This is a genomic window from Sphingomonas sp. SORGH_AS_0950, from assembly GCF_030818415.1.
Taxonomy (GTDB): Bacteria; Pseudomonadota; Alphaproteobacteria; order Sphingomonadales; family Sphingomonadaceae; genus Sphingomonas.
Window position 1 is genome coordinate 1,879,470 of the sequence record NZ_JAUTAE010000001.1, and the last position, 19,982, is coordinate 1,899,451.

Consider the following 19,982-nt stretch of genomic DNA (forward strand, 5'->3'; position numbering starts at 1 on the left):
CGACGGCGACGCCCCCCCGAACATCACTCCAGTTCTAGGATGACCGCATCCACCGCCAGGCTGTCGCCGGTCCTGGCGGTTATGGTCTTGACGGTGCCGGTCTTGGCGGCGCGCAGGATGTTTTCCATCTTCATCGCCTCGACCACCGCCAGCGGCTGGCCCGCCTCGACCTTGTCGCCCTCGGCCACGTCGAGGCGGACGAGGAGGCCCGGCATCGGCGCGATCAGGAATTTGGACAGGTCGGGCGGGACCTTCTCGATCAGGTGCCGGGCGTAGGGCGCCGCGCGGGCGGGCAGGACGCGGATCGTGTGGCTGGCCCCGCGCGTGGTCAGGCGAAAGCCGGTGCGGGTTTTTGCGATGCGGACGTGGAGGGTTTCGCCCGCTTCGTCCTCGACCGCGATCATCCGGTCGCCCGGCGTATAGGCGATGGCGAGGTCGAGCTCCGTGCCGTCGACGCGGAGGCCGTCGGTCGCGACGTGGACCGCATGGTCCTTGCCCCCGATCCGTACCGTCCAGTCGGCGGGCGGTTGCAGCCGGTGGCCGAGCTGGCCGTCGATCCGCCGGGCCCGGTCCGCCTCGGCGGTGGCGGCGAAAGCGGCGACGGCGGCGAGGGTGCGGGTCAGGTCCGCGCTCGCAGATGCGCCGTGGAAGCCCTCGGGATATTCCTCGGCGATGAACCCGGTCGTGAGCGCGCCCGCGCGGAAACGCGGATGCTGCATCAGCGCGGAGACGAAGTCGATGTTCGTCCCCGGCCCGACGATCTCGAACGCGTCGAGCGCGGCGATCTGGGCGTCGATCGCGGCCTCGCGGGTCGGCGCCCAGGTGACGAGCTTGGCGATCATCGGGTCATAGAACATGCTGACCTCGCCGCCCTCGGCGACGCCGTCATCGACGCGGACGCGCACATCGTCGTCGCGATGCTCGGCGGGCGGGTTGTAGCGGACCAGCCGCCCGGTCGAGGGGAGGAAGCCGCGATACGGGTCCTCGGCATAGACGCGGTTCTCGATCGCCCAGCCGGTCAGCGTCACATCGTCCTGACCGAACGCCAGCGGCTCGCCTGCCGCGACGCGGATCATCTGCTCGACCAGATCGAGCCCGGTGATCTCCTCGGTGACGGGATGCTCGACCTGGAGCCGGGTGTTCATCTCGAGGAAGTAGAAGCTTTCACCCGTCGGATCGGCGCCCGACACGATCAGCTCGACGGTGCCCGCCGAATAATAGCCCACCGCCCGGGCAAGGGCCACCGCCTGCTCGCCCATGGCGCGGCGCATTTCGGGGGTGACGAAGGGCGAGGGCGCTTCCTCGACCACCTTCTGGTGGCGGCGCTGGACCGAGCATTCGCGCTCGCCGAGATAGACGATATTGCCATGCTGGTCGCCCAGCACCTGGATCTCGATATGGCGGGGGCTCTCGATGAACTTCTCGATGAAGACGCGGTCGTCGCCGAAGCTGGCCAGCCCCTCGCGCTTGGTCGCCTCGAAGCCCTCGCGCACGTCCGCCTCGGACCAGGCGAGCCGCATGCCCTTGCCGCCGCCACCGGCCGACGCCTTCATCATGACGGGAAAGCCGATGTCGGTGGCGATGCGCACCGCCTCCTCGGTATCGGCGATCTCGCCCAGATAGCCGGGGACGACGTTGACGCCCGCCGCCTTGGCGAGCTTCTTCGATTCGATCTTGTCGCCCATCGCGGCGATGGCGTTCGGCGGCGGGCCGATGAACGCGATGCCCGCCTCGGCACAGGCGCGCGCGAAGCTCTCCCGCTCGGACAGGAAGCCGTAACCGGGATGGATGGCATCCGCGCCCGTGGCCTTGGCGGCGGCGAGGATCAGCTCGGCCTTGAGATAGCTTTCGGCAGCAGGCGCGGGGCCCAGGCGCACCGATTCATCGGCGAGGCGGACATGCGGCGCGCCCGCATCGGCGTCGGAATAGACCGCGACCGTCGCGATGCCCATGGCCCTTGCGGTGCGGATCACCCGGCACGCGATTTCCCCGCGATTGGCGATCAGGATTTTCTGGAACACGGGGTTACCTCTCCTTTTATGTCATTGGTCCGTGTCGCCTGTTCCCCGGCAAAGGCCGGGGTCCAGTTTCCAAGACGCTGATGGCGCGCCGTGCCGCCTCGGGGGGAGGCCTCTGCCACGCGCCATCGATGGTTCACCGCCCCTGGGCCCCGGCCTTCGCCGGGGAACAGGGCGGTGGAAGCCTCACTCCGCCGCTTCCAATTCCACCTTGCACTCCGCCGCCATGGGGGTGAGCCCCAGCCGGGCGAAGAGTGCGGCATCCTTGTCGTCGCCCGCATTGCCCGCGGTCAGCAGCTTGTCGCCGGTGAAGATCGAATTGGCCCCCGCCAGGAAGCACAAAGCCTGGGTCGCATCCGACATGCTCTCGCGCCCCGCCGACAGCCGGACCATCGAATGCGGCATGGTGATGCGCGCGACCGCCACGGTGCGAACGAATTCGATATCGTCGATCTTGGCGAGCGGCGTGTCGGCCAGCATATCGCCCAGCACCGTGCCCTTGGCCGGCACCAGCGCGTTCACCGGCACGCTGCCCGGATGCACCGGCAGGGTGGCGAGCGCATGGATGAAGCCGACCCGGTCGCCGCGCGTCTCGCCCATGCCGACGATGCCGCCGCAACACACGTTGATGCCGGCGTCGCGGACATGCTCCAGCGTCTCCAACCGCTCGCCGAAGCTGCGCGTGGTGATGACGTCGCCGTAACGCTCGGGCGAGGTGTCGATATTGTGGTTGTAATAGTCGAGCCCCGCCTCGGCCAGCGTCTGCGCCTGTGCATCGGTGAGCATGCCCAGCGTCATGCAGGTTTCCATGCCCATGGCGCGCACGCCCTTCACCATCTCGACGATGGCGGGCATGTCGCGGTCCTTGGGGTTACGCCAGGCCGCGCCCATGCAGAAGCGCGTCGAGCCGTGATCCTTTGCCTGCGCCGCCGCCTGCAGCACGGCGCGCGGGTCCATCAGCTTGGTCGCCTTCAGACCGGTATCGGCATGCGCCGACTGGCTGCAATAGCCGCAATCCTCGGGGCAGCCGCCGGTCTTGATCGACAGCAGCGTCGACAACTGAACCTGATCGGCGGCATGATGCGCGCGGTGGACCTCGGCCGCGCGGAACAGCAGCTCGGTGAAGGGCAGGTCGAACAGTGCGGCGATCTCGGCGCGGGTCCAGTCGGTGCGCGGGGGTGCCGTCTCGGCGCTCAGCGCGGTGGTCGTCGTCATTACGTCTGGTCCTGTCATTCGCCCGTTTCCGGCGGCATGTTATGGCCGAGCAGCCTCAGCACATCCTCGGCCGCCTTCACAAGATTGGTCCCGGGGCCGAATATCGCCTGTACCCCGGCATCGTAGAGCGCCTGATAATCCTGCGCGGGAATAACGCCACCCGCGATGACCTTGATATCGGCGCGGCCCGCCTCGCGGAGGTGGCCGATCAGTTCGGGGATCAGCGTCTTGTGACCCGCCGCCAGGCTGGACGCGCCGACGATATCGACATCGCGGGTGAGAGCGATCTGCGCGGCTTCTTGCGGCGTCTGGAACAGCGCGCCGGGCACGACCTCGAACCCCAGATCGCCGAACATCGAGGAGACGAGGTTCGCGCCCCGGTCATGCCCGTCCTGGCCCATCTTGGCGACGAACAGCCGGGGCTTGCGGCCGAGGCGGCGCTCGACCGCCTCGACGCCGCGGATCAGGCGGGCCCAGCGTTCGTCCTCGCCGTAGGCGCCGCCATAGACGCCCGACACCGGGGTCGGCTGGGTGCCATAGCGGCCGAACACATCCTCCAGCGCGGCAGAAATCTCGCCCAGGGTCGCCCGTGCCCGCGCCGCCTCGACCGCCAGTGCGAGGAGATTCGCCCCCATTCCTCCCCCGGCGGGGGAGGTGGCGGCGGCGTCAGCCGCTGACGGAGGAGTGTCCCCTCTCTCGAGCGTCGACACCCCTCCGTCATCGCGGCGCGATGCCACCTCCCCTTGCAGGGGAGGAATTTTGGCCGCGTCGCGCAGGGCATCGAGCGCCGAGCGGCACGCCGCCTCGTCGCGCGCGGCCTTCACCGCCGCGATCCGCGCGACCTGGGCCCCGCGCACCGCATGGTTGTCGATGTCGAGGATCTCGACCGGCGCCTCGTCGGCCAGCCGGTATGTGTTGACCCCGACGATCACATCCTCGCCCCGGTCGACCCTGGCGGCGCGGGCGGCGGACGCCTCTTCGATCATCGCCTTGGGCCAGCCCGCCGCGACCGCTTTCGCCATGCCGCCCTCGGCCTCGATCCGCTCGATCAGCGCCCAGGCGCCGTCGACCAGGCTCTGGGTCAGGCTCTCGACATAGTAACTACCGCCGAGCGGATCGACGACCTTCGTCATCCCCGTCTCTTCCTGCAACACGATCTGCGTGTTGCGCGCGATCCGGGCGGAGAAGTCGGTGGGCAGCGCGATCGCCTCGTCCAGCGCATTGGTGTGGAGCGACTGGGTGCCGCCCAGCATCGCCGCCATCGCCTCGATGGTGGTGCGGATGACGTTGTTATACGGGTCCTGCTCGGTCAGCGACACGCCCGACGTCTGGCAGTGCGTGCGCAGCATCTTGGAGCGTTCGTCCTTCGCGCCCAGTTGCGTCATCGCCCGGTGCCACAGCACCCGCGCGGCGCGCAGCTTGGCGACCTCCATGAAGAAGTTCATGCCGATCGCAAAGAAGAAGGACAGGCGGCCGGCGAACTTGTCGATGTCGAGGCCTGAGGCCACGCCGTATTTCACATATTCCATGCCATCGGCGATGGTGAAGGCCAGCTCCTGGAGCTGCGTCGCCCCTGCCTCCTGCATGTGATAGCCGCTGATCGAGATGCTGTTGAACTTGGGCATCTCGGCGGATGTGTAGGCGAAGATATCCGAGATGATCCGCATGCTCGGTTCGGGCGGATAGATATAGGTGTTGCGGACCATGAACTCCTTGAGGATATCGTTCTGGATGGTCCCTTCCAGCTTCGAGCGGTGAACCCCCTGTTCTTCGGCCGCGACGATGAAGAAGGCCAGCACCGGGATCACCGCGCCGTTCATCGTCATGCTGACCGACATGGCATCCAAGGGGATGCCGTCGAACAGGATCTTCATATCCTCGACCGTGTCGATCGCGACCCCCGCCTTGCCCACGTCGCCGGTCACGCGGGGGTGGTCGCTGTCATAGCCCCGGTGGGTCGCCAGATCGAAGGCGACCGACAGCCCCTTCTGCCCCGCCGCCAGGTTGCGGCGGTAGAAGGCGTTCGATTCCTCGGCGGTCGAGAAGCCCGCATATTGCCGGATCGTCCAGGGGCGCCCCGCATACATGCTCGCCCGCACGCCCCGCGTGAACGGCGCGAAGCCCGGCAGGCCGGGGTCTTCCCGCACATCGGCAGCGGTGTAGAGCGGCTTGACCGTGATCCCCTCCGGCGTCTGCCAATCGAGGTCGCGCCCCTTTACCTCGCGCGCGGCAAGGGCTTCCCAGTCTGATAGGTCAGGGCGTTCGGCCATCGGCCACTCCTCATCCATTCGTTACGCGCGCTACTTATTTTCTTTCACTAGAGCGAAATCATCATACGCGCGCAAGTCTTACCGCCCGAGGAAACGCGGCGGGCGCTTCTCGAAAAAGGCCCGGCCGCCTTCCTCTCCGTCCAGTGTCGCGCGGGCGCTCCGCTGGTCCTGTGCTTCGCGCGCGAGCGCTGCGGCATAGTCGCTGTCGAACCCGGCATGGAGCGCACGGCGCATCAGCCCCAGCGCTACGCTCGGCCCCGCCGCCAGCCGTTCGGCCAGCGCCCAGGCCTCGGCGTCGAGCGCATCGTCGGCGACGACCTTGTGGATCATGCCCCAGTCGAGCGCCTTGGCCGCCCCCACCCGCTCGCCCAGCATCATCATCTCGGCGGCGCGGGCGCGGCCGATCAGGCGCGGGAGCATCCAGCTCGCCCCGCCATCGGGGACCATCCCGATATTGACGAAGGCGTGAAGGAAATAGGCGCTTTCGCTGGCGACGCAGAAATCGGCGGCGAGCGCCAGGCTGCACCCGATCCCTGCCGCCGCGCCGCGCACCGCGCTGACCACCGGGATGGGAAGATCGGCGAGCGCCAGCATCACGGGGTTGTAATGCGCGACCAGCGCGCGGTGGACGGTGTCGGGGCCGACATCGCCCCCCGATATGTCCGCGCCCGAGCAAAAGGCGCGCCCCTCGCCCGCGATCAGCACCGCACGGGCATCGCCCCTTTCCGCCAGCGCCGCGCCGATCGCATCGAACAGCGCGGGCGGCGCGGCGTTCAACCGATCGGGCCGGTCGAGCGACAGGGCCAGAACGTCCCCCCGGCGCTCGGTGCGCAGCATGGCCTCGCTCAATGCCCTTCCTCCGGCGTTTCCATCAGCTCGACCAGCACGCCGCCCATGTCGCGCGGATGAAGGAAGACGACGGGCGTGCCATGCGCGCCGATGCGCGGCTGGCCCAGCAGCGTCGCGCCCTTGGCCTGCAACGCGGCAACGGCGGCGGCCATGTCGGCCACCTCGAAGCACAGATGATGCTGGCCGCCGCCTGGGTTCTTCTTCAGGAAATTGGCGATGGGGGAGCTTTCATCCAGCGGCTGGATCAGCTCGATCTGGGTGTTGGGCGTATCGATGAAGCACACCCGCACGCCCTGCGACGGCAGATCGAAGGGCTCGCCGATCGCGTCCGCGCCCAGCAGGTGGCGATAGGTTTCGACGGCCCTTTCGATCGACGGCGTGGCGATACCGATATGGTTGAGGCGGCCGAGGGTCATGCGCGCCTCCAGCCGGTTTGCAACTGGACAGCGCCAGCCCTCCCCCATCCCCTCCCGCCTGCGGGAGGGGAGAGGCTCTGGGTAAGCGCTGGCCCCAGGCACGCCCCTCCCGCAGGCGGGAGGGGATGGGGGAGGGCTCCCCCCCTCGCGACCATCTCAGAGCGGCAGGTTGTCATGCTTCTTCCACGGGTTGGCGAGGTCCTTGTTGCGCAGCTTGCGCAGGCCCAGCGCGATGCGGCGGCGGGTGGAATGCGGCTGGATCACCTCATCGATGAAACCCTTCGACGCCGCCACGAACGGATTGGCGAAGCGCGCCTCATACTCGGCCGTCCGCTCGGCGATCTCCTCCGGCGTCTTGCCCCGGAAGATGATCTCGACCGCGCCCCTGGCCCCCATCACCGCGATCTCGGCGGTCGGCCAGGCATAGTTGAGGTCGCCCCGCAAATGCTTGGACGCCATCACGTCGTAGGCGCCGCCATAGGCTTTCCGCGTGATGACCGTGATCTTCGGGACCGTCGCCTCGGCATAGGCGAAGAGCAGTTTCGCGCCATGCTTGATGATGCCGTTATGCTCCTGGGCGGTGCCGGGCAGGAAGCCGGGTACGTCGACAAAGGTCACGATCGGAATCTCGAACGCATCGCAGAAGCGCACGAACCGCGCCGCCTTGCGGCTGGCATTGATGTCGAGCACCCCCGCCAAGACCATCGGCTGGTTGGCGACGAAGCCGACCGTGCGCCCCTCGATCCGGCCGAAGCCGGTGATGATGTTGGCGCCGTGCGCGGGCTGCACCTCGAAGAAATCGCCCTCGTCCACGACCTTGGCGATCAGCTCGTGCATGTCATAGGGCTGGTTGGCGCTGGCGGGGATCAGCGTGTCGAGGCTCTCCTCGATGCGGTCCCAGGCGTCCGCCGTCGGCCGTTCGGGCACGCCTTCGCGGTTGTTGGCGGGCAGGAAGTCGATGAAATCGCGCGCCGCCAGCAGCGCCTCGATATCGTCCTCGAACGCGACGTCGGCGACGCCGGTCTTGGTCGTGTGGGTCACAGCACCGCCCAGCGCTTCCTGGGTCACGACCTCGTTGGTCACCGTCTTCACCACATCGGGGCCGGTGACGAACATATAGCTCGAATCCTTCACCATGAAGATGAAGTCGGTCATCGCCGGGCTATAGACCGCGCCGCCCGCGCAGGGGCCCATGATGAGCGAAAGCTGCGGGACCACGCCGCTGGCCAGCACATTGCGCTGGAACACCTCGGCATAGCCGCCCAGCGATGCCACGCCCTCCTGGATGCGCGCGCCGCCGCTGTCGTTCAGGCCGATGACGGGCGCGCCGACCTTCATCGCCATGTCCATGATCTTGCAGATCTTCTGGGCATGACGTTCGGACAGCGAGCCGCCGAACACGGTGAAGTCCTGGCTGAAGACGAAGACCAGCCGCCCGTTGATCGTGCCCGAACCCGTCACCACGCCGTCGCCGGGGACGATCTGCTCGGTCATGCCGAAATCGGTGCAATTATGCTCGACGAACATGTCGAGCTCCTCGAAGCTGCCCTCGTCCAGCAGCACGTCGAGCCGCTCGCGCGCGGTCAGCTTGCCCTTGGCGTGCTGCGCGGCGACGCGCTTCTCGCCACCACCGGCCCGCGCGGCCGCGCGGCGGCGTTCCAGTTCGACCATCGTCGATGCCATGACCTCTCCTTGGGTTCTTTGCACGGGCTTATGCCCGAGAGGCCGGGGGGATGGCAAATGCTCTGACTTACGTTTTCGTAAGCGGGAGGTCTGGAATAATGGCCAGCGCCATAGGCTCCCCCTCCCGCAGGCGGGAGGGGGTTGGGGGGAGGGTTTGGAGTCTCACCGAGACCACAGCTCGCGGCCCTTCCCTCCCCCAACCCCTCCCGCCTGCGGGAGGGGAGAGAAAGATTTAGATATCCAAAGCCCAACCATCCCGCCCCTTGGGGTCGAACGGCCCGCTCGGCACGAACCGCTGAGCCCCTGCCCGCAGCCGCAGCACGCTCCAGTCGCCGCGCCGGTCGACCGTCTCCAGCGCACAGCCGCACGCTTCATAGGCCGCGACCACGTCCGCCCGCTGCGTCTCCAGCAACCCGGCGAGCACCAGCGTCGCCTCGGGCCCCGCGATCGCCGCCAGTTCCGGCGCCATCGAGATCAGCGGCCCGGCCAGGATATTGGCGACGACCAGGTCATAGGGCGCCCCCGCCATGATCGGATCGGCCAGCGCGCCGTCGGCGACGATCAGCGCGACCCCGTCGACGCCGTTGATCGCGGCATTCTCGGCGGTCACGTCGATCGCGATGGGGTCGATATCGGTCGCCACGACCTTGGCGTCCGGCCAGATGTGCCGCACGGCAAAGGCGAGCAGGCCGGTGCCGGTGCCGACGTCGATGGCATTCGTCACGCTTTCATCCGCCATCGCGTCGAGCATGGCCAGGCAACCGCTGGTCGTCTCATGATGCCCGGTGCCGAAGGCGCGGCCCGCCGGGATGTGGAAACCGCGCTTGCCTTCGGGCACCGCCTCGTCACCCGTATGGACGAAGAACCGCCCGACCGAGAGCGGCGCCAGCCCCGCCTGGCTCATCGTCACCCAGTCCTGCGCGGGCACATGCTCGACCGTGGCGGGGTGATTCCCTGCGCTCGGCACCAGCGCGCGGATCGCTTCAATGGTGGCGGCGTCGGGCTCGGCTTCGAAATAAGCGTCGAGCCGCCAATGCTCGCGGTCGTCCTCCACCTCCTCGGTGGTCATGATGACCGCCTCGATCGCCAGGTCGTCGGCCGCGTCGATCGCCTCCGCCTCGTCGCGGGTGCAGGGCAGCGTCAGCTTCCAGCTGTCAGCGGACATAGCTTGCTCCATTGATGTCGAGGACCGCGCCGGTCATCGAAGGCGGCGCATCGGTGCACAGGAAACGGACGGTCGCGGCGACCTCCTCGGGCGAGGCGACGCGGCCGAGCGGGATGTCGGCGAGCAGCTTGTCCCCGCCCCGGCTGGCCAGATAGTCGTCGGCCATGCCGGTCATGGTGAAGCCGGGGCAGACGGCAAAGGCCAGGATGCCTTGCGCGGCATAGCCCCGCGCGATCGTCTTGGTCATCGCGACCATGCCGCCCTTGGACGCGGCATAATGCCAATGGGCGGGCGAGTCGCCGCGATAGGCGGCGCGGCTGGCGATGTTGACGATCCGGCCGCCCTGCCCCCGCGCCTGCCAGTGCAGCACCGCCAGACGGCAGAGTTCGGCCGAGGCGGTCAGGTTGACCTGCATCGTCCGCGCCCAGCTTTCCGACCAGTCGTCGGCGTCGAGCGGGCTGGCCTCGAAGATGCCGGCATTGTTGACCAGCACGTCGATCGTCCCGCCCGCCTGTTCCAGCGCCGCGGCCCAGAGGTGGGCGGGCGCGCCCTCCTCGGACAGATCCCCGGCGATGCCGCTGCGCGTGCCATGCCCCAGCACGCGCGTTTCGGGCATGGCGCCCAGGGTCGATGCGATGGCCGCGCCGATGCCTCGGCTGCTTCCGGTTACCAGGATCGTCGTCATGCCGTGCCCGTGCCGGGCGCGTGCGGGCGCGTCAACAGGGTCGATCAGGCGGCGACGCGCACCACGAACTGGCTGGCGCTGGCCTTCAGGTCGCCCAGCTGGCTGTCGAGATGATCGAAGCCGCGTCCGACCCGGTCGATCTCCTGCGCGACGCTCTCGGTATCCTCGCGGATCGCGGCGATGGTGTGCGACATCGAATCGGCCGCCAGCGCGGTCTCGTCGACGGCGGCGGTGATCGCGGTCACGGTCTGCGCCTGCGCCTCCATGGCGTGGCGGATATGCTCGGCCGAGGCCTGCAATTCGGTGACCGTCGCCTTGATCGAGGCGTTGGTCTCGACCGTGGAGCGGGTCGCCGCCTGGATCGCGGCGATCTTGGTGGCGATGTCGTCGGTCGCGCGCGCGGTCTGGCTGGCGAGGCTCTTCACCTCCTGCGCGACGACCGCGAAGCCCCGGCCCGCATCCCCGGCGCGCGCGGCCTCGATCGTGGCGTTCAGCGCCAGGAGATTGGTCTGGCCCGCAATGTCGCGGATCAGGCCCAGGATCGATTCGATCGACTTGGCGTGATCCGACAGCATCTCGGACATACCGACCGCCTGGCCCGCCTGGTCGGCGGCGCGGTTGGCGACATCGGCGGCCTGGTCAACCTCGGCCCGGGCATCCTCGATCGCACGGATCAGCCCGGCGGCGGTCTGTGCCGCCTCGCGCATCGCGACCGCCGACTGCTCGGCGGCGGCGGCGACCTCGCTCGACTTGCCGAGCATCCCGCGCGTCGAGAGCGAGGCGTCCTGCGCCTGGCGACGCAGATCCTGCCCTTCGACCGATGCATTTTCGACCACCGCGACGATGCCGTTGCGGAAATCCCCGGCCAGCCGCTCGCGCTCGCGATCGGCACACCAATTCTCATAGCCCGAGAAGAGCTCGACGGTCAGTTCGGTTTCCATGCCAAACAGGCGGAGCAGCGTGTCGACCGCCACCGCCCGGCGCGGATCGTCGGCGGACATTTCCTCCATCAGGATCTTCAGTGCGGCCCGGTCGCTGGCGCAGGACATGGCCAGCGCGTCCATCGGCATGACGCCCGCAGCATAGGCCGAGGCCACCGAACGCCCGAGCGACTCCACCCAGTCGCGCCCCGACAGGTGGCAGAAGCGGTTGCGCAGATAGGCATTGCCCGTGACGCGGCGGCGTTCCTCGTCCAGCGGCGTCCAGTCGGGCTGTCCGGGATTGGCGGCGCGCCAATAATCCCAATAGGCATCGACGACCTCCTGCGCGCGCGGCTCGATCACCGGCCACAGTTCGGCGGCCTGCCGGATCAGCATGCCATCCCCCCCATCAAAGGCCCGGATCCGCGCGTCGAGATCGATCGCGGCGGTGATGACCGTGGGCGGGGGCAGATCGGTCTTGGGCTGGGAATTGGGCTGGGACTTGGGCACGCAGGCTCCCCGTTTCAGGCACTTGGAATCGTTCGATGCGACCTTGCGTGAAAAGCGTTAAGGGCCGGTTAGCCGCGTTGCGCCCCTCCCCTGCCTGCCATCCCGGCCCGCAATCAATCTCGCCTCGCGACTTGCATCCTGTCGGCGTCTTCACCATAGGCGTATCCGCAAACCAGCCCGACTTTAGACTGTTCGAGGATCTGCCCTTGGCCGCCCGCAACACCGCACGCCCGCTCTCCCCGCATCTCCAGATCTGGAAATGGGGTCCCAACATGCTGGTCTCCATCCTGCACCGCGCCACCGGCACGGGCATGGCGACCGTGGGTGCGGCGCTTCTCGTCTGGTTCCTGGCGGCCGTCGCCGCCGGGCCGGAAAGCTATGCGACGTTCCGCGACGTCTTCACCGTCGAGTCGGGCAGGCTGAACATCATCGGCTATGTCGTCGGCATCGGCCTGACCGCCTGCCTGTTCCAGCACATGGCCAATGGCATCCGCCACCTGTTCATGGATGTCGGCGCGGGCTTCGAGCTGAAGTCGAACAAGCGTCAGGCGCAAGCCACCATCGTCTTTGCCGTCGTGATGACGGTGGCCTTCTGGCTCTATCTGGGGATCAAGTGATGCGTTCCGGAACCGCGATCGGCCGCGTGCGCGGCCTGGGCTCGGCCAAGTCGGGCACCCATCACTGGTTGAACCAGCGCCTGACGGCGGGGTCCAATTTCCTGCTGGTCGTCTGGCTGCTGATCTCGATCCTGCGCCAGCCGTCCTTCGACTATGCCTCGGTGCATCTGTGGCTGGCCAATCCTTGGGCCGCCATCCCGATGGCGATGCTGGTCGCCTCGGTCTTCTATCATATGCGCCTGGGGCTCCAGGTCGTGATCGAGGATTATGAGCAGGACCAGAACCGGGTCGCGCTGCTCGTCGTCATGAACCTGTTCGTCTTCACGATCGCCGCCATCGCCATTTTCTCGATCCTCAAGATCGCCTTCGGAGCCGCTGCATAATGTCCGCTGCCGCTTACAAGATCATCGACCATACCTATGACGCCGTCGTCGTGGGTGCGGGCGGCTCGGGCCTGCGCGCCACCATGGGCATCGCCGAGGCGGGTCTGAAGACCGCCTGCATCACCAAGGTGTTCCCGACGCGCAGCCACACCGTGGCCGCCCAAGGCGGCATCGCCGCGTCGCTGGGCAATATGGGTCCGGACCACTGGACCTGGCACATGTACGACACCGTCAAGGGATCGGACTGGCTGGGCGACCAGGATGCGATCGAATATCTGTGCCGCGAGGCGCCCGCCGCCGTGTACGAGCTGGAGCATGCGGGCGTGCCGTTCAGCCGCACCGAAGAGGGCAAGATCTATCAGCGCCCATTCGGCGGCATGATGCAGAATATGGGCGAAGGTCCGCCCGCGCAGCGCACCTGCGCCGCCGCCGACCGCACCGGCCACGCCATGCTGCACGCCCTGTACCAGCAGTCGCTGAAATATGACGCGGACTTCTTCATCGAATATTTCGCGCTCGACCTGATCATGGACGAGCAGGGCAATTGCCGCGGCGTGATCGCGCTGTGCATGGAAGACGGCTCGATCCACCGCTTCCGCGCGCACAATGTCGTGCTGGCGACCGGCGGCTATGGCCGCTGCTATTTCTCGGCCACCTCGGCGCACACCTGCACGGGTGACGGCGGCGGCATGGTGCTGCGTGCGGGCCTGCCGCTCCAGGACATGGAGTTCGTGCAGTTCCACCCGACCGGCATCTACGGCGCGGGCGTCCTCATCACCGAGGGTGCGCGCGGCGAAGGCGGCTACCTCACCAACTCCGAGGGCGAGCGCTTCATGGAGCGTTACGCGCCGTCGGCCAAGGACCTCGCCAGCCGCGACGTCGTGTCGCGTTCGATGGCGATGGAAATCCGCGAAGGGCGCGGCGTCGGCAAGGAGGGGGATCATATCTACCTCCATCTCGACCATATCGACCCGAAGGTCCTGGCCGAGCGCCTGCCCGGCATCACCGAGACCGGCAAGATCTTCGCCGGTGTCGACCTGACCCGTCAGCCGCTGCCCGTCACGCCGACCGTCCACTATAATATGGGCGGCATCCCGACGAACTATCACGGCGAAGTCGTCCGCCTGAAGGACGGCAACCCGGATTCGGTCGTCCCCGGCCTGTTCGCGGTCGGCGAAGCGGCCTGCGTGTCGGTGCACGGTGCGAACCGCCTGGGCTCCAACTCGCTGATCGACCTCGTGGTGTTCGGCCGCGCGACCGGCCTGCGCATCAAGGACACGCTGAAGCCCGGCACGCCGCACGCGCCGCTGCCCAAAGGCTCGGAAGAGCTGGCGCTGGGTCGCCTGGACCACTTCCGCAACGCCGCCGGTGGCTCGACCACCGCGCAGGTCCGCAGCGAGATGCAGAAGACGATGCAGCGCCACTGCGCCGTGTTCCGCACCGACGAGCTGCTGACCGAAGGCCGCCAGATGATCCGCGCCACCTATGACCGGATGAAGGACATCGGGATCAAGGATCGCTCGCTGATCTGGAACACCGATCTGGTCGAGACGCTGGAGCTGGACAACCTCATCAGCCAGGCGGTCGTGACGATGGAATCGGCGCTGAACCGCAAAGAAAGCCGCGGTGCGCATGTGAACGAGGACTTCCCCGAGCGCGACGACGCCAACTGGATGAAGCACACCGTCGCGACCTTCGACGGCTGGGGTGGCCAGGGCGGCAGTGTCGCGATCGACTATCGCCCGGTCCATGATTACACGCTGACCGACGATATCGAGTATATCAAGCCGAAGAAGCGGGTTTACTAAAGGCCCGGTTTTACGGTTCGTAATAAAGGGGCTGGCGAGCGATCGTCGGCCCTTTTTTGTTTTCGGATCGCTCATCGCAGCGTCCTCTTCTTACTCCCCTCCCGCAGGCGGGAGGGGTTGGGGGAGGGAAAGCCCCAAGCGATGTCGCCCGTGGAGAGAACCCTCCCCCCATCCCCCTCCCGCCTGCGGGAGGGGGAGCGCCCAGCCGCGCGCGATATACTCCATCCGACCTTCCGTAATCATTTCGCATGCGCAGCGGAACGCGAGCGGCGGGGATGGGTTCACTCGGCATGTCCGCATCCGCTATGCTTTCGTCCATGCTGGCCGACCTCGCCCCGCCCCCGCCCCGCCTGTCCGCCGAGGACAGCCTGTTCCTCGACTTCGACGGCACCCTCGTCGACCTTGCCGACAATCCCGAGGGGGTGCATGTCAGCACCGCGCTCGCCGACCGGCTGGATGCGCTGGCCGCGCATATGCCCGGCCGCCTCGCCATCGTCAGCGGCCGCTCGATCGCGCAGCTTGATGCGCTGTTCGGCCCGCAGGCGCAGCATTTCACGCTGGCGGGCAGCCACGGCGCCGAGCGCCGCAGTCCCGAGGACGGCCATAGCCGTCCCGAAAAGCCCGACCATCTCGCCACCGCGACCGAGGAGATGCGCGCGGTGGCCGAGGCGAACGACCTGTATTTCGAGACCAAGAGCTTCGGCGCGGGGCTGCATTATCGCCGCAATCCGCAGGCCGAACCGCTCGCCCTGCGCGAAGCCGCCGCCATCGCCGAGCGTCATGGCCTGACCTTGCAACCCGGCAAGATGATGGTCGAGATCCGCCTGCCCGGCGACAAGGGCCAGGCGATCGAAACCCTGATGGAAAGGCCCGCCATGCGTGGCACCATCCCGATCTTCTTCGGCGACGACGTGACCGACGAGGACGGCTTCGCCGCCGCCGCCGCGCTGGGCGGTGCCGGGGTGCTGGTCGGCCCGATGCGCGAAACCGCCGCGCGCTACCGCCTGCCCGATGTCGCCGCCGTCCACTCATGGCTCGCCCAAGCGCTGGAGAATGCCGAATGACGCAACAGGATCTGAATCTCTGGCCGATCGGCAATTGCCAGGTTTCCGCGCTGATCGACTCGACCGGGCGTTTCGTCTGGGGTTGCGTGCCCCGCGTCGATGGCGACCCGGCCTTTTGCGCGCTGCTGGGCGATGGCGAGCCGGAGACGGGATATTGGGCGATCGAGCTGGAGGACCGGGTCTCGACCACGCAGGGCTATCTGCGCAACACCCCGATCCTGGTCACCACCCATATGGACGACCGGGGCAACGGCATCGAGATCACCGATTTCTGCCCGCGTTTTTCGCGCGAGGGTCGCGTCTATCGCCCGACCAGCTATGTGCGGATCGTGCGCCCCATCGGCTCGCCCCGCATCCGCATCGCGCTCCGCGTCGCAACCGACTGGGGCACCCCGACCGAGCGGACGCAGGGGTCCAACCATATCCGCTATCTGATGACGCAGCAGACGCTGCGCCTGACCACCGACGCGCCGGTCGGCCATATCGCCGCCGAGCAATGGTTCCGCCTCGAACGCCCCATCCACATGTTCCTGGGGCCCGACGAGAGCTTCGCGGGCGTGCTGAGCGAGGCCAGCCGCGCGATGCTGGAGCGGACCACGCATGAATGGCATCACTGGGTGCGCGGGCTCGCTACCCCGGTCGAGTGGCAAGCCGTCGTCATCCGCGCCGCGATCACGCTGAAGCTGTGCCAGCATGAGGAAACCGGCGCGATCGTCGCAGCACTCACCACGTCGTTGCCCGAACATGCCGATTCGGGGCGCAACTGGGACTATCGCTACTGCTGGATCAGGGATGCCTATTACACGGTGCAGGCGCTCAACCGGCTGGGCGCGCTCGACGTGCTGGAGGGGTATCTCGAATATCTGCGCAACATCGTCGATGCCGCGCGGGGCGGGCATATCCAGCCGCTCTACGGCGTCGGCGGCGAGGCCACCCTGGTCGAGCGGATCGAGACCAAGCTCCCCGGCTACCGCGCCATGGGGCCGGTGCGGGTCGGCAACCAGGCCTATGAGCAGATCCAGCACGACGCGTACGGCCAGATCGTGCTGTCCGACGTGCAGGCGTTCTTCGATACCCGCCTGTTCCGCATGTCGGGGGTCGAGGATTTCCACTCGCTGGAACGCGTCGGCGAGCGCGCCTGGGCGAAGTATGACCAGCCCGATGCGGGCCTGTGGGAGTTGCGCACCAAGAGCCATGTCCACACCTATTCCGCCGCCATGTGCTGGGCGGCGTGCGACCGGCTGGCCAATGCCGCGCAGGCGCTGGGACTGGAGGAGCGGCGTGCCTTCTGGCAGGAGCGCGCCGACCTGATGCGCGAGACGATCGAGCAGGCGGCGTGGCGCCCAGAAACACAGCGCATGTCGGCGACCTTCGGCGGCGACGATCTGGACGCCAGCATCATCCAGCTGCTCGACCTGCGCTTCCTGTCGCCCGACGATCCCCGCTTCCGCTCGACGCTCGACGCGGTGGAAAAGGGCCTGCGCCGGGGCAGCCATATGTTGCGCTATGCGACCGAGGATGACTTCGGCCTGCCGCATACCGCGTTCAACGTTTGCACCTTCTGGCTGATCGAGGCGTTATATGTGACCGGGCGTCATGCCGATGCCCGCGCGCTGTTCGAGGAGATGGTGGCGCGCTGTACCCCCGCCGGGCTGCTGTCCGAGGATATCGACCCGAATACGGGCGAGCTGTGGGGGAATTATCCGCAAACCTATTCGCTGGTCGGCCTGATCAACTGCGCCGTCCTGCTGAGTAAACCATGGAGTGCCGTGCGATGAGTCGCCTGATCGTCATCTCGAACCGGGTCCAGCCGCCCACCACCGGGCCGGGCGGAAATCAGGGCGGGCTGGCGGTCGCACTTCTCGCCGCGCTGCGCGAACAGGGTGGCATCTGGTTCGGCTGGTCGGGGGAGACCACCGAGGAGTTCAGCGGCCATATCAACTTCCAGCAGGGCGGCGGCGTCACCACCGCGACCATCGACCTGGAAGAGCAGGATATCGACGAATATTATAACGGTTACGCCAACCGGACGCTGTGGCCGCTCTTCCACTATCGTATCGACCTGACCGAATTCGAGCGCGACTTCGACTCCGGCTATGCCCGCGTCAACGAGCGGTTCGCCGAAACCGTGCAGCCGCTGATCGAGCCCGACGATCTGGTCTGGGTCCACGATTATCATCTGATCCCGCTCGGCCGCGACCTGCGCAAGCGTGGGTTCAAGAACCGGATCGGCTTCTTCCTCCACATCCCCTGGCCGCCGGTGCGGCTGCTGATGTCGCTGCCCAGCCATCGCAAGCTGGTGGAATCGCTCTTCGCCTATGACGTGGTCGGTTTCCATACCGAGGACTGGCTGGACAGCTTCCGCGACTATGTGACCAAGGAGCTGGGCGGCACGCTGGGCGAGAATGGCGCGGTGACGTGGAACGGCAAGACCATCCAGGCGATCCGCGCGCCGATCGGCATCGAGACCAAGGAGTTCGAGGAAGCCGCCAGCGGCCACGACGCCCGTTTCGCGCGCGAACGCATGTATATGTCGGCGACCGGCCGCAGCCTGATCGTCGGGGTCGACCGGCTCGATTATTCCAAGGGGCTGGCCGAACGTTTCCTGGGTTACGAACGGTTCCTGGCGCAGAATGCGGAGCGGCGCGCGCTGGTCTATATGCTCCAGATCGCACCGCCCAGCCGCGAGAAGGTGAACACCTATCAGGAGATTCGCGCCAATCTCGATGCGCTGTCGGGGCGGATCAACGGCGAATATGCCGATATCGACTGGGTGCCGATCCGCTACGTCAACAAGGGGTTTCCGCGGCCGGTACTGGCGGGCATCTATCGCGCGGCGCGGATCGGGCTGGTGACGCCCTTGCGCGACGGGATGAACCTGGTCGCCAAGGAATATGTCGCGGCGCAGGACCCGGACGATCCCGGCGTGCTGATCCTGTCGCGCTTCGCAGGCGCGGCCGAGCAGTTGAAGGACGCGGTCCTCATCAACCCCTACAGTGCCGAGGAAATGTCCGACGCCATCGTCCAGGCGCTGACCATGCCGCGCGACGAACGCATTCGTCGTTGGGAAAGCCTGATCGACAATGTCCGGCGTGAAGACGTGTTCTGGTGGTGCGAACTGTTCCTCGCCGCGCTGCGCGGGGATCAGGCGCAGGACGAAGCCAAGGCGATCGAGGCGGCGGCGTCCTGAAATTCCTCCCCTGTAAGGGGAGGTGGCGCGCGTAGCGCGTCGGAGGGGTGTCCCCGCTATCGAGAGGGTGACACCCCTCCACCAGCCTGCGGCTGGTCCCCCTCCCCTTGCAGGGGAGGAATGGAATGCTCCAACCGCCGCCGGGGCAATGCCTCCGGCATCTCCTGCCGAATATACTCCAGCAGCCCTTCGCGAATCTCGCAGCGCAGGTCGAAGGCGATCGCCGCATCGCGCGCGGTCATCAGCCCGCGTACCTCGATCGAGTCGGGCTTCACATCCGTCACCTGCATGTTGAAGAACCGCCGGTCCCAGCGCGTACTCGCCTCGACCAGTTCGCCCATCTTCTGGCGCAACCGGGGAATGTCCGCCGCCGGGTCAAGATACCAGAAGACAGATCCCAGCAACTGGCTGGTCTCGCGCGTCCAGTTCTGGAAGCTGTTCTCCAGGAACTTGGCGACCGGCACGACCAGCCGCCGCTCGTCCCAGATGCGCACCACGACGAAGGTCAGGTGAATCTGTTCGATCCGCCCCCATTCGTTATCGATGATGACCACGTCGTCGAGGCGGATCGGCTCGGTAAAGGCCATCTGCACGCCCGCGATCAGGTTCTTGAGCGCGGGCTGCGCGGCGGCACCGACGACGAGCCCTGCGATACCCGCCGAGGCCATCAGCGTGACGCCGATGGTGCGGATGCCGGGTACGCTGAGCAGCATCAGGCAGACGGTCAGGAACACGATCAGGAAGATGCCGATCCGCCCCAATATCTGCGCCCGCGTCCGCTTGCGCCGGGCGCGCAGATTGTCCTCGACGCTGATATCGGCGCGCAGATAGACAACGCCCTGAAGCGCGCGCAGCCCCGACACCGCCAGCCAGCCGAGAAGCGCCGGCACGCAGAACCCCAGCGCCTGCCGCCATATCTCGCGCCCGTCGCTGGACATCGGGACCAGCCGCATCGCGAAGCTGACCGCGATGGCGATCGCGACCCAGCGCAAGGGCTGGCGGATATGTTCGAGGACCAGATCGTCGCTCTGGCTGGCAGTCCGCCGCGCGGCATGCCCTGCGATCCGCATCGCGACGCTGTGGACAAGCACCGCGATCAGGATCGCGACCGCAATGATCGTCACATGTTGAAGCCACAGCCATTCGGCCGGAATGTCGAGCGATCGAAGCCAGCGCATGGGGTGCTAAA

General features: G+C 67.3%; 16 protein-coding genes. 6 read left to right on the plus strand and 10 right to left on the minus strand.

Annotated features, from left to right (window positions below; genetic code table 11):
- Positions 1 to 23 precede the first annotated feature (23 nt).
- The 9 genes from QE385_RS08200 to QE385_RS08240 all read right to left on the minus strand — a co-directional run bounded on the left by QE385_RS08200 (position 24) and on the right by QE385_RS08240 (position 11,692).
- The gene (locus tag QE385_RS08200) at positions 24 to 2,021 is read right to left on the minus strand and encodes an acetyl/propionyl/methylcrotonyl-CoA carboxylase subunit alpha (protein WP_307100786.1); all 1,998 of its coding nucleotides are present in this window, start codon (positions 2,019 to 2,021) and stop codon (positions 24 to 26) included.
- A 183-nt stretch (positions 2,022 to 2,204) separates the two neighbouring features.
- On the minus strand, positions 2,205 to 3,233 hold the full coding sequence (bioB, locus tag QE385_RS08205) for a biotin synthase BioB (protein ID WP_307100788.1): 1,029 nt from the start codon (positions 3,231 to 3,233) through the stop codon (positions 2,205 to 2,207).
- 14 nt (positions 3,234 to 3,247) lie between these two features.
- Positions 3,248 to 5,503, minus strand: coding sequence for a methylmalonyl-CoA mutase (gene scpA, locus QE385_RS08210; protein ID WP_307100791.1), 2,256 nt, complete (start codon positions 5,501 to 5,503; stop codon positions 3,248 to 3,250).
- 78 nt (positions 5,504 to 5,581) lie between these two features.
- Positions 5,582 to 6,340, minus strand: coding sequence for an enoyl-CoA hydratase-related protein (locus QE385_RS08215; RefSeq protein ID WP_307104633.1), 759 nt, complete (start codon positions 6,338 to 6,340; stop codon positions 5,582 to 5,584).
- Between the two features lie 8 nt (positions 6,341 to 6,348).
- A complete protein-coding gene (mce, locus tag QE385_RS08220; protein WP_307100793.1) occupies positions 6,349 to 6,768 on the minus strand; it encodes a methylmalonyl-CoA epimerase in 420 nt (139 codons plus the stop codon).
- Between the two features lie 156 nt (positions 6,769 to 6,924).
- Complete coding sequence (locus QE385_RS08225; protein WP_307100795.1) at positions 6,925 to 8,451, minus strand: acyl-CoA carboxylase subunit beta; 1,527 nt, start codon at positions 8,449 to 8,451, stop codon at positions 6,925 to 6,927.
- 232 nt (positions 8,452 to 8,683) lie between these two features.
- Positions 8,684 to 9,616 carry a 50S ribosomal protein L11 methyltransferase gene (locus tag QE385_RS08230; RefSeq protein ID WP_307100797.1) on the minus strand — a complete coding sequence of 311 codons (933 nt, stop codon included), beginning with the start codon at positions 9,614 to 9,616 and terminating at the stop codon, positions 8,684 to 8,686.
- Positions 9,606 to 10,301: an SDR family NAD(P)-dependent oxidoreductase gene (locus QE385_RS08235; RefSeq protein ID WP_307100799.1), complete on the minus strand. Its 696-nt coding sequence runs from the start codon at positions 10,299 to 10,301 to the stop codon at positions 9,606 to 9,608. Before QE385_RS08235 ends, QE385_RS08230 begins: the two co-directional genes overlap by 11 nt.
- 44 nt (positions 10,302 to 10,345) lie before the next feature.
- Entirely contained in the window at positions 10,346 to 11,692 is a 1,347-nt protein-coding gene (locus QE385_RS08240; protein ID WP_307104635.1) for a methyl-accepting chemotaxis protein, read from the minus strand.
- A 245-nt stretch (positions 11,693 to 11,937) separates the two neighbouring features.
- On the opposite strand from QE385_RS08240, the gene sdhC reads away from it, so the two are divergent.
- The 6 genes from sdhC (at position 11,938) to QE385_RS08270 (ending at position 18,793) form a co-directional block, all read left to right on the plus strand.
- Positions 11,938 to 12,348 (plus strand): succinate dehydrogenase, cytochrome b556 subunit, encoded by a 411-nt coding sequence (gene sdhC, locus QE385_RS08245; protein ID WP_307100800.1) that lies wholly within the window; start codon positions 11,938 to 11,940, stop codon positions 12,346 to 12,348.
- On the plus strand, positions 12,348 to 12,731 hold the full coding sequence (gene sdhD / locus QE385_RS08250; RefSeq protein ID WP_307100803.1) for a succinate dehydrogenase, hydrophobic membrane anchor protein: 384 nt from the start codon (positions 12,348 to 12,350) through the stop codon (positions 12,729 to 12,731). Before sdhC ends, sdhD begins: the two co-directional genes overlap by 1 nt.
- Positions 12,731 to 14,539: a succinate dehydrogenase flavoprotein subunit gene (sdhA, locus tag QE385_RS08255; RefSeq protein WP_307100805.1), complete on the plus strand. Its 1,809-nt coding sequence runs from the start codon at positions 12,731 to 12,733 to the stop codon at positions 14,537 to 14,539. The genes sdhD and sdhA overlap by 1 nt, the downstream gene beginning before the upstream one ends.
- A gap of 290 nt (positions 14,540 to 14,829) precedes the next feature.
- Complete coding sequence (gene otsB / locus QE385_RS08260) at positions 14,830 to 15,603, plus strand: trehalose-phosphatase (protein WP_307100807.1); 774 nt, start codon at positions 14,830 to 14,832, stop codon at positions 15,601 to 15,603.
- Positions 15,600 to 17,381, plus strand: coding sequence for a glycoside hydrolase family 15 protein (locus QE385_RS08265; protein ID WP_307100809.1), 1,782 nt, complete (start codon positions 15,600 to 15,602; stop codon positions 17,379 to 17,381). The genes otsB and QE385_RS08265 overlap by 4 nt, the downstream gene beginning before the upstream one ends.
- Positions 17,378 to 18,793 carry a trehalose-6-phosphate synthase gene (locus QE385_RS08270; protein WP_307100811.1) on the plus strand — a complete coding sequence of 472 codons (1,416 nt, stop codon included), beginning with the start codon at positions 17,378 to 17,380 and terminating at the stop codon, positions 18,791 to 18,793. The genes QE385_RS08265 and QE385_RS08270 overlap by 4 nt, the downstream gene beginning before the upstream one ends.
- 56 nt (positions 18,794 to 18,849) lie before the next feature.
- On the opposite strand, the gene QE385_RS08275 is transcribed toward QE385_RS08270, so the two are convergent.
- Positions 18,850 to 19,971 (minus strand): mechanosensitive ion channel family protein, encoded by a 1,122-nt coding sequence (locus tag QE385_RS08275; RefSeq protein WP_307100813.1) that lies wholly within the window; start codon positions 19,969 to 19,971, stop codon positions 18,850 to 18,852.
- Positions 19,972 to 19,982: the final 11 nt, after the last annotated feature.

Bases quoted from the DNA above. Each gene is read 5' to 3' on its own strand.
- QE385_RS08230 (WP_307100797.1), bottom strand. From the start codon at position 9,616: ATGTCCGCTGACAGCTGGAAGCTGACGCTGCCCTGCACCCGCGACGAG.
- bioB (WP_307100788.1), bottom strand. From the start codon at position 3,233: ATGACGACGACCACCGCGCTGAGCGCCGAGACGGCACCCCCGCGCACC.
- QE385_RS08265 (WP_307100809.1), top strand. From the start codon at position 15,600: ATGACGCAACAGGATCTGAATCTCTGGCCGATCGGCAATTGCCAGGTT.
- scpA (WP_307100791.1), bottom strand. From the start codon at position 5,503: ATGGCCGAACGCCCTGACCTATCAGACTGGGAAGCCCTTGCCGCGCGC.
- otsB (WP_307100807.1), top strand. From the start codon at position 14,830: ATGTCCGCATCCGCTATGCTTTCGTCCATGCTGGCCGACCTCGCCCCG.
- QE385_RS08225 (WP_307100795.1), bottom strand. From the start codon at position 8,451: ATGGCATCGACGATGGTCGAACTGGAACGCCGCCGCGCGGCCGCGCGG.
- QE385_RS08235 (WP_307100799.1), bottom strand. From the start codon at position 10,301: ATGACGACGATCCTGGTAACCGGAAGCAGCCGAGGCATCGGCGCGGCC.
- sdhD (WP_307100803.1), top strand. From the start codon at position 12,348: ATGCGTTCCGGAACCGCGATCGGCCGCGTGCGCGGCCTGGGCTCGGCC.
- mce (WP_307100793.1), bottom strand. From the start codon at position 6,768: ATGACCCTCGGCCGCCTCAACCATATCGGTATCGCCACGCCGTCGATC.
- sdhA (WP_307100805.1), top strand. From the start codon at position 12,731: ATGTCCGCTGCCGCTTACAAGATCATCGACCATACCTATGACGCCGTC.
- QE385_RS08270 (WP_307100811.1), top strand. From the start codon at position 17,378: ATGAGTCGCCTGATCGTCATCTCGAACCGGGTCCAGCCGCCCACCACC.
- QE385_RS08275 (WP_307100813.1), bottom strand. From the start codon at position 19,971: ATGCGCTGGCTTCGATCGCTCGACATTCCGGCCGAATGGCTGTGGCTT.
- QE385_RS08215 (WP_307104633.1), bottom strand. From the start codon at position 6,340: ATGCTGCGCACCGAGCGCCGGGGGGACGTTCTGGCCCTGTCGCTCGAC.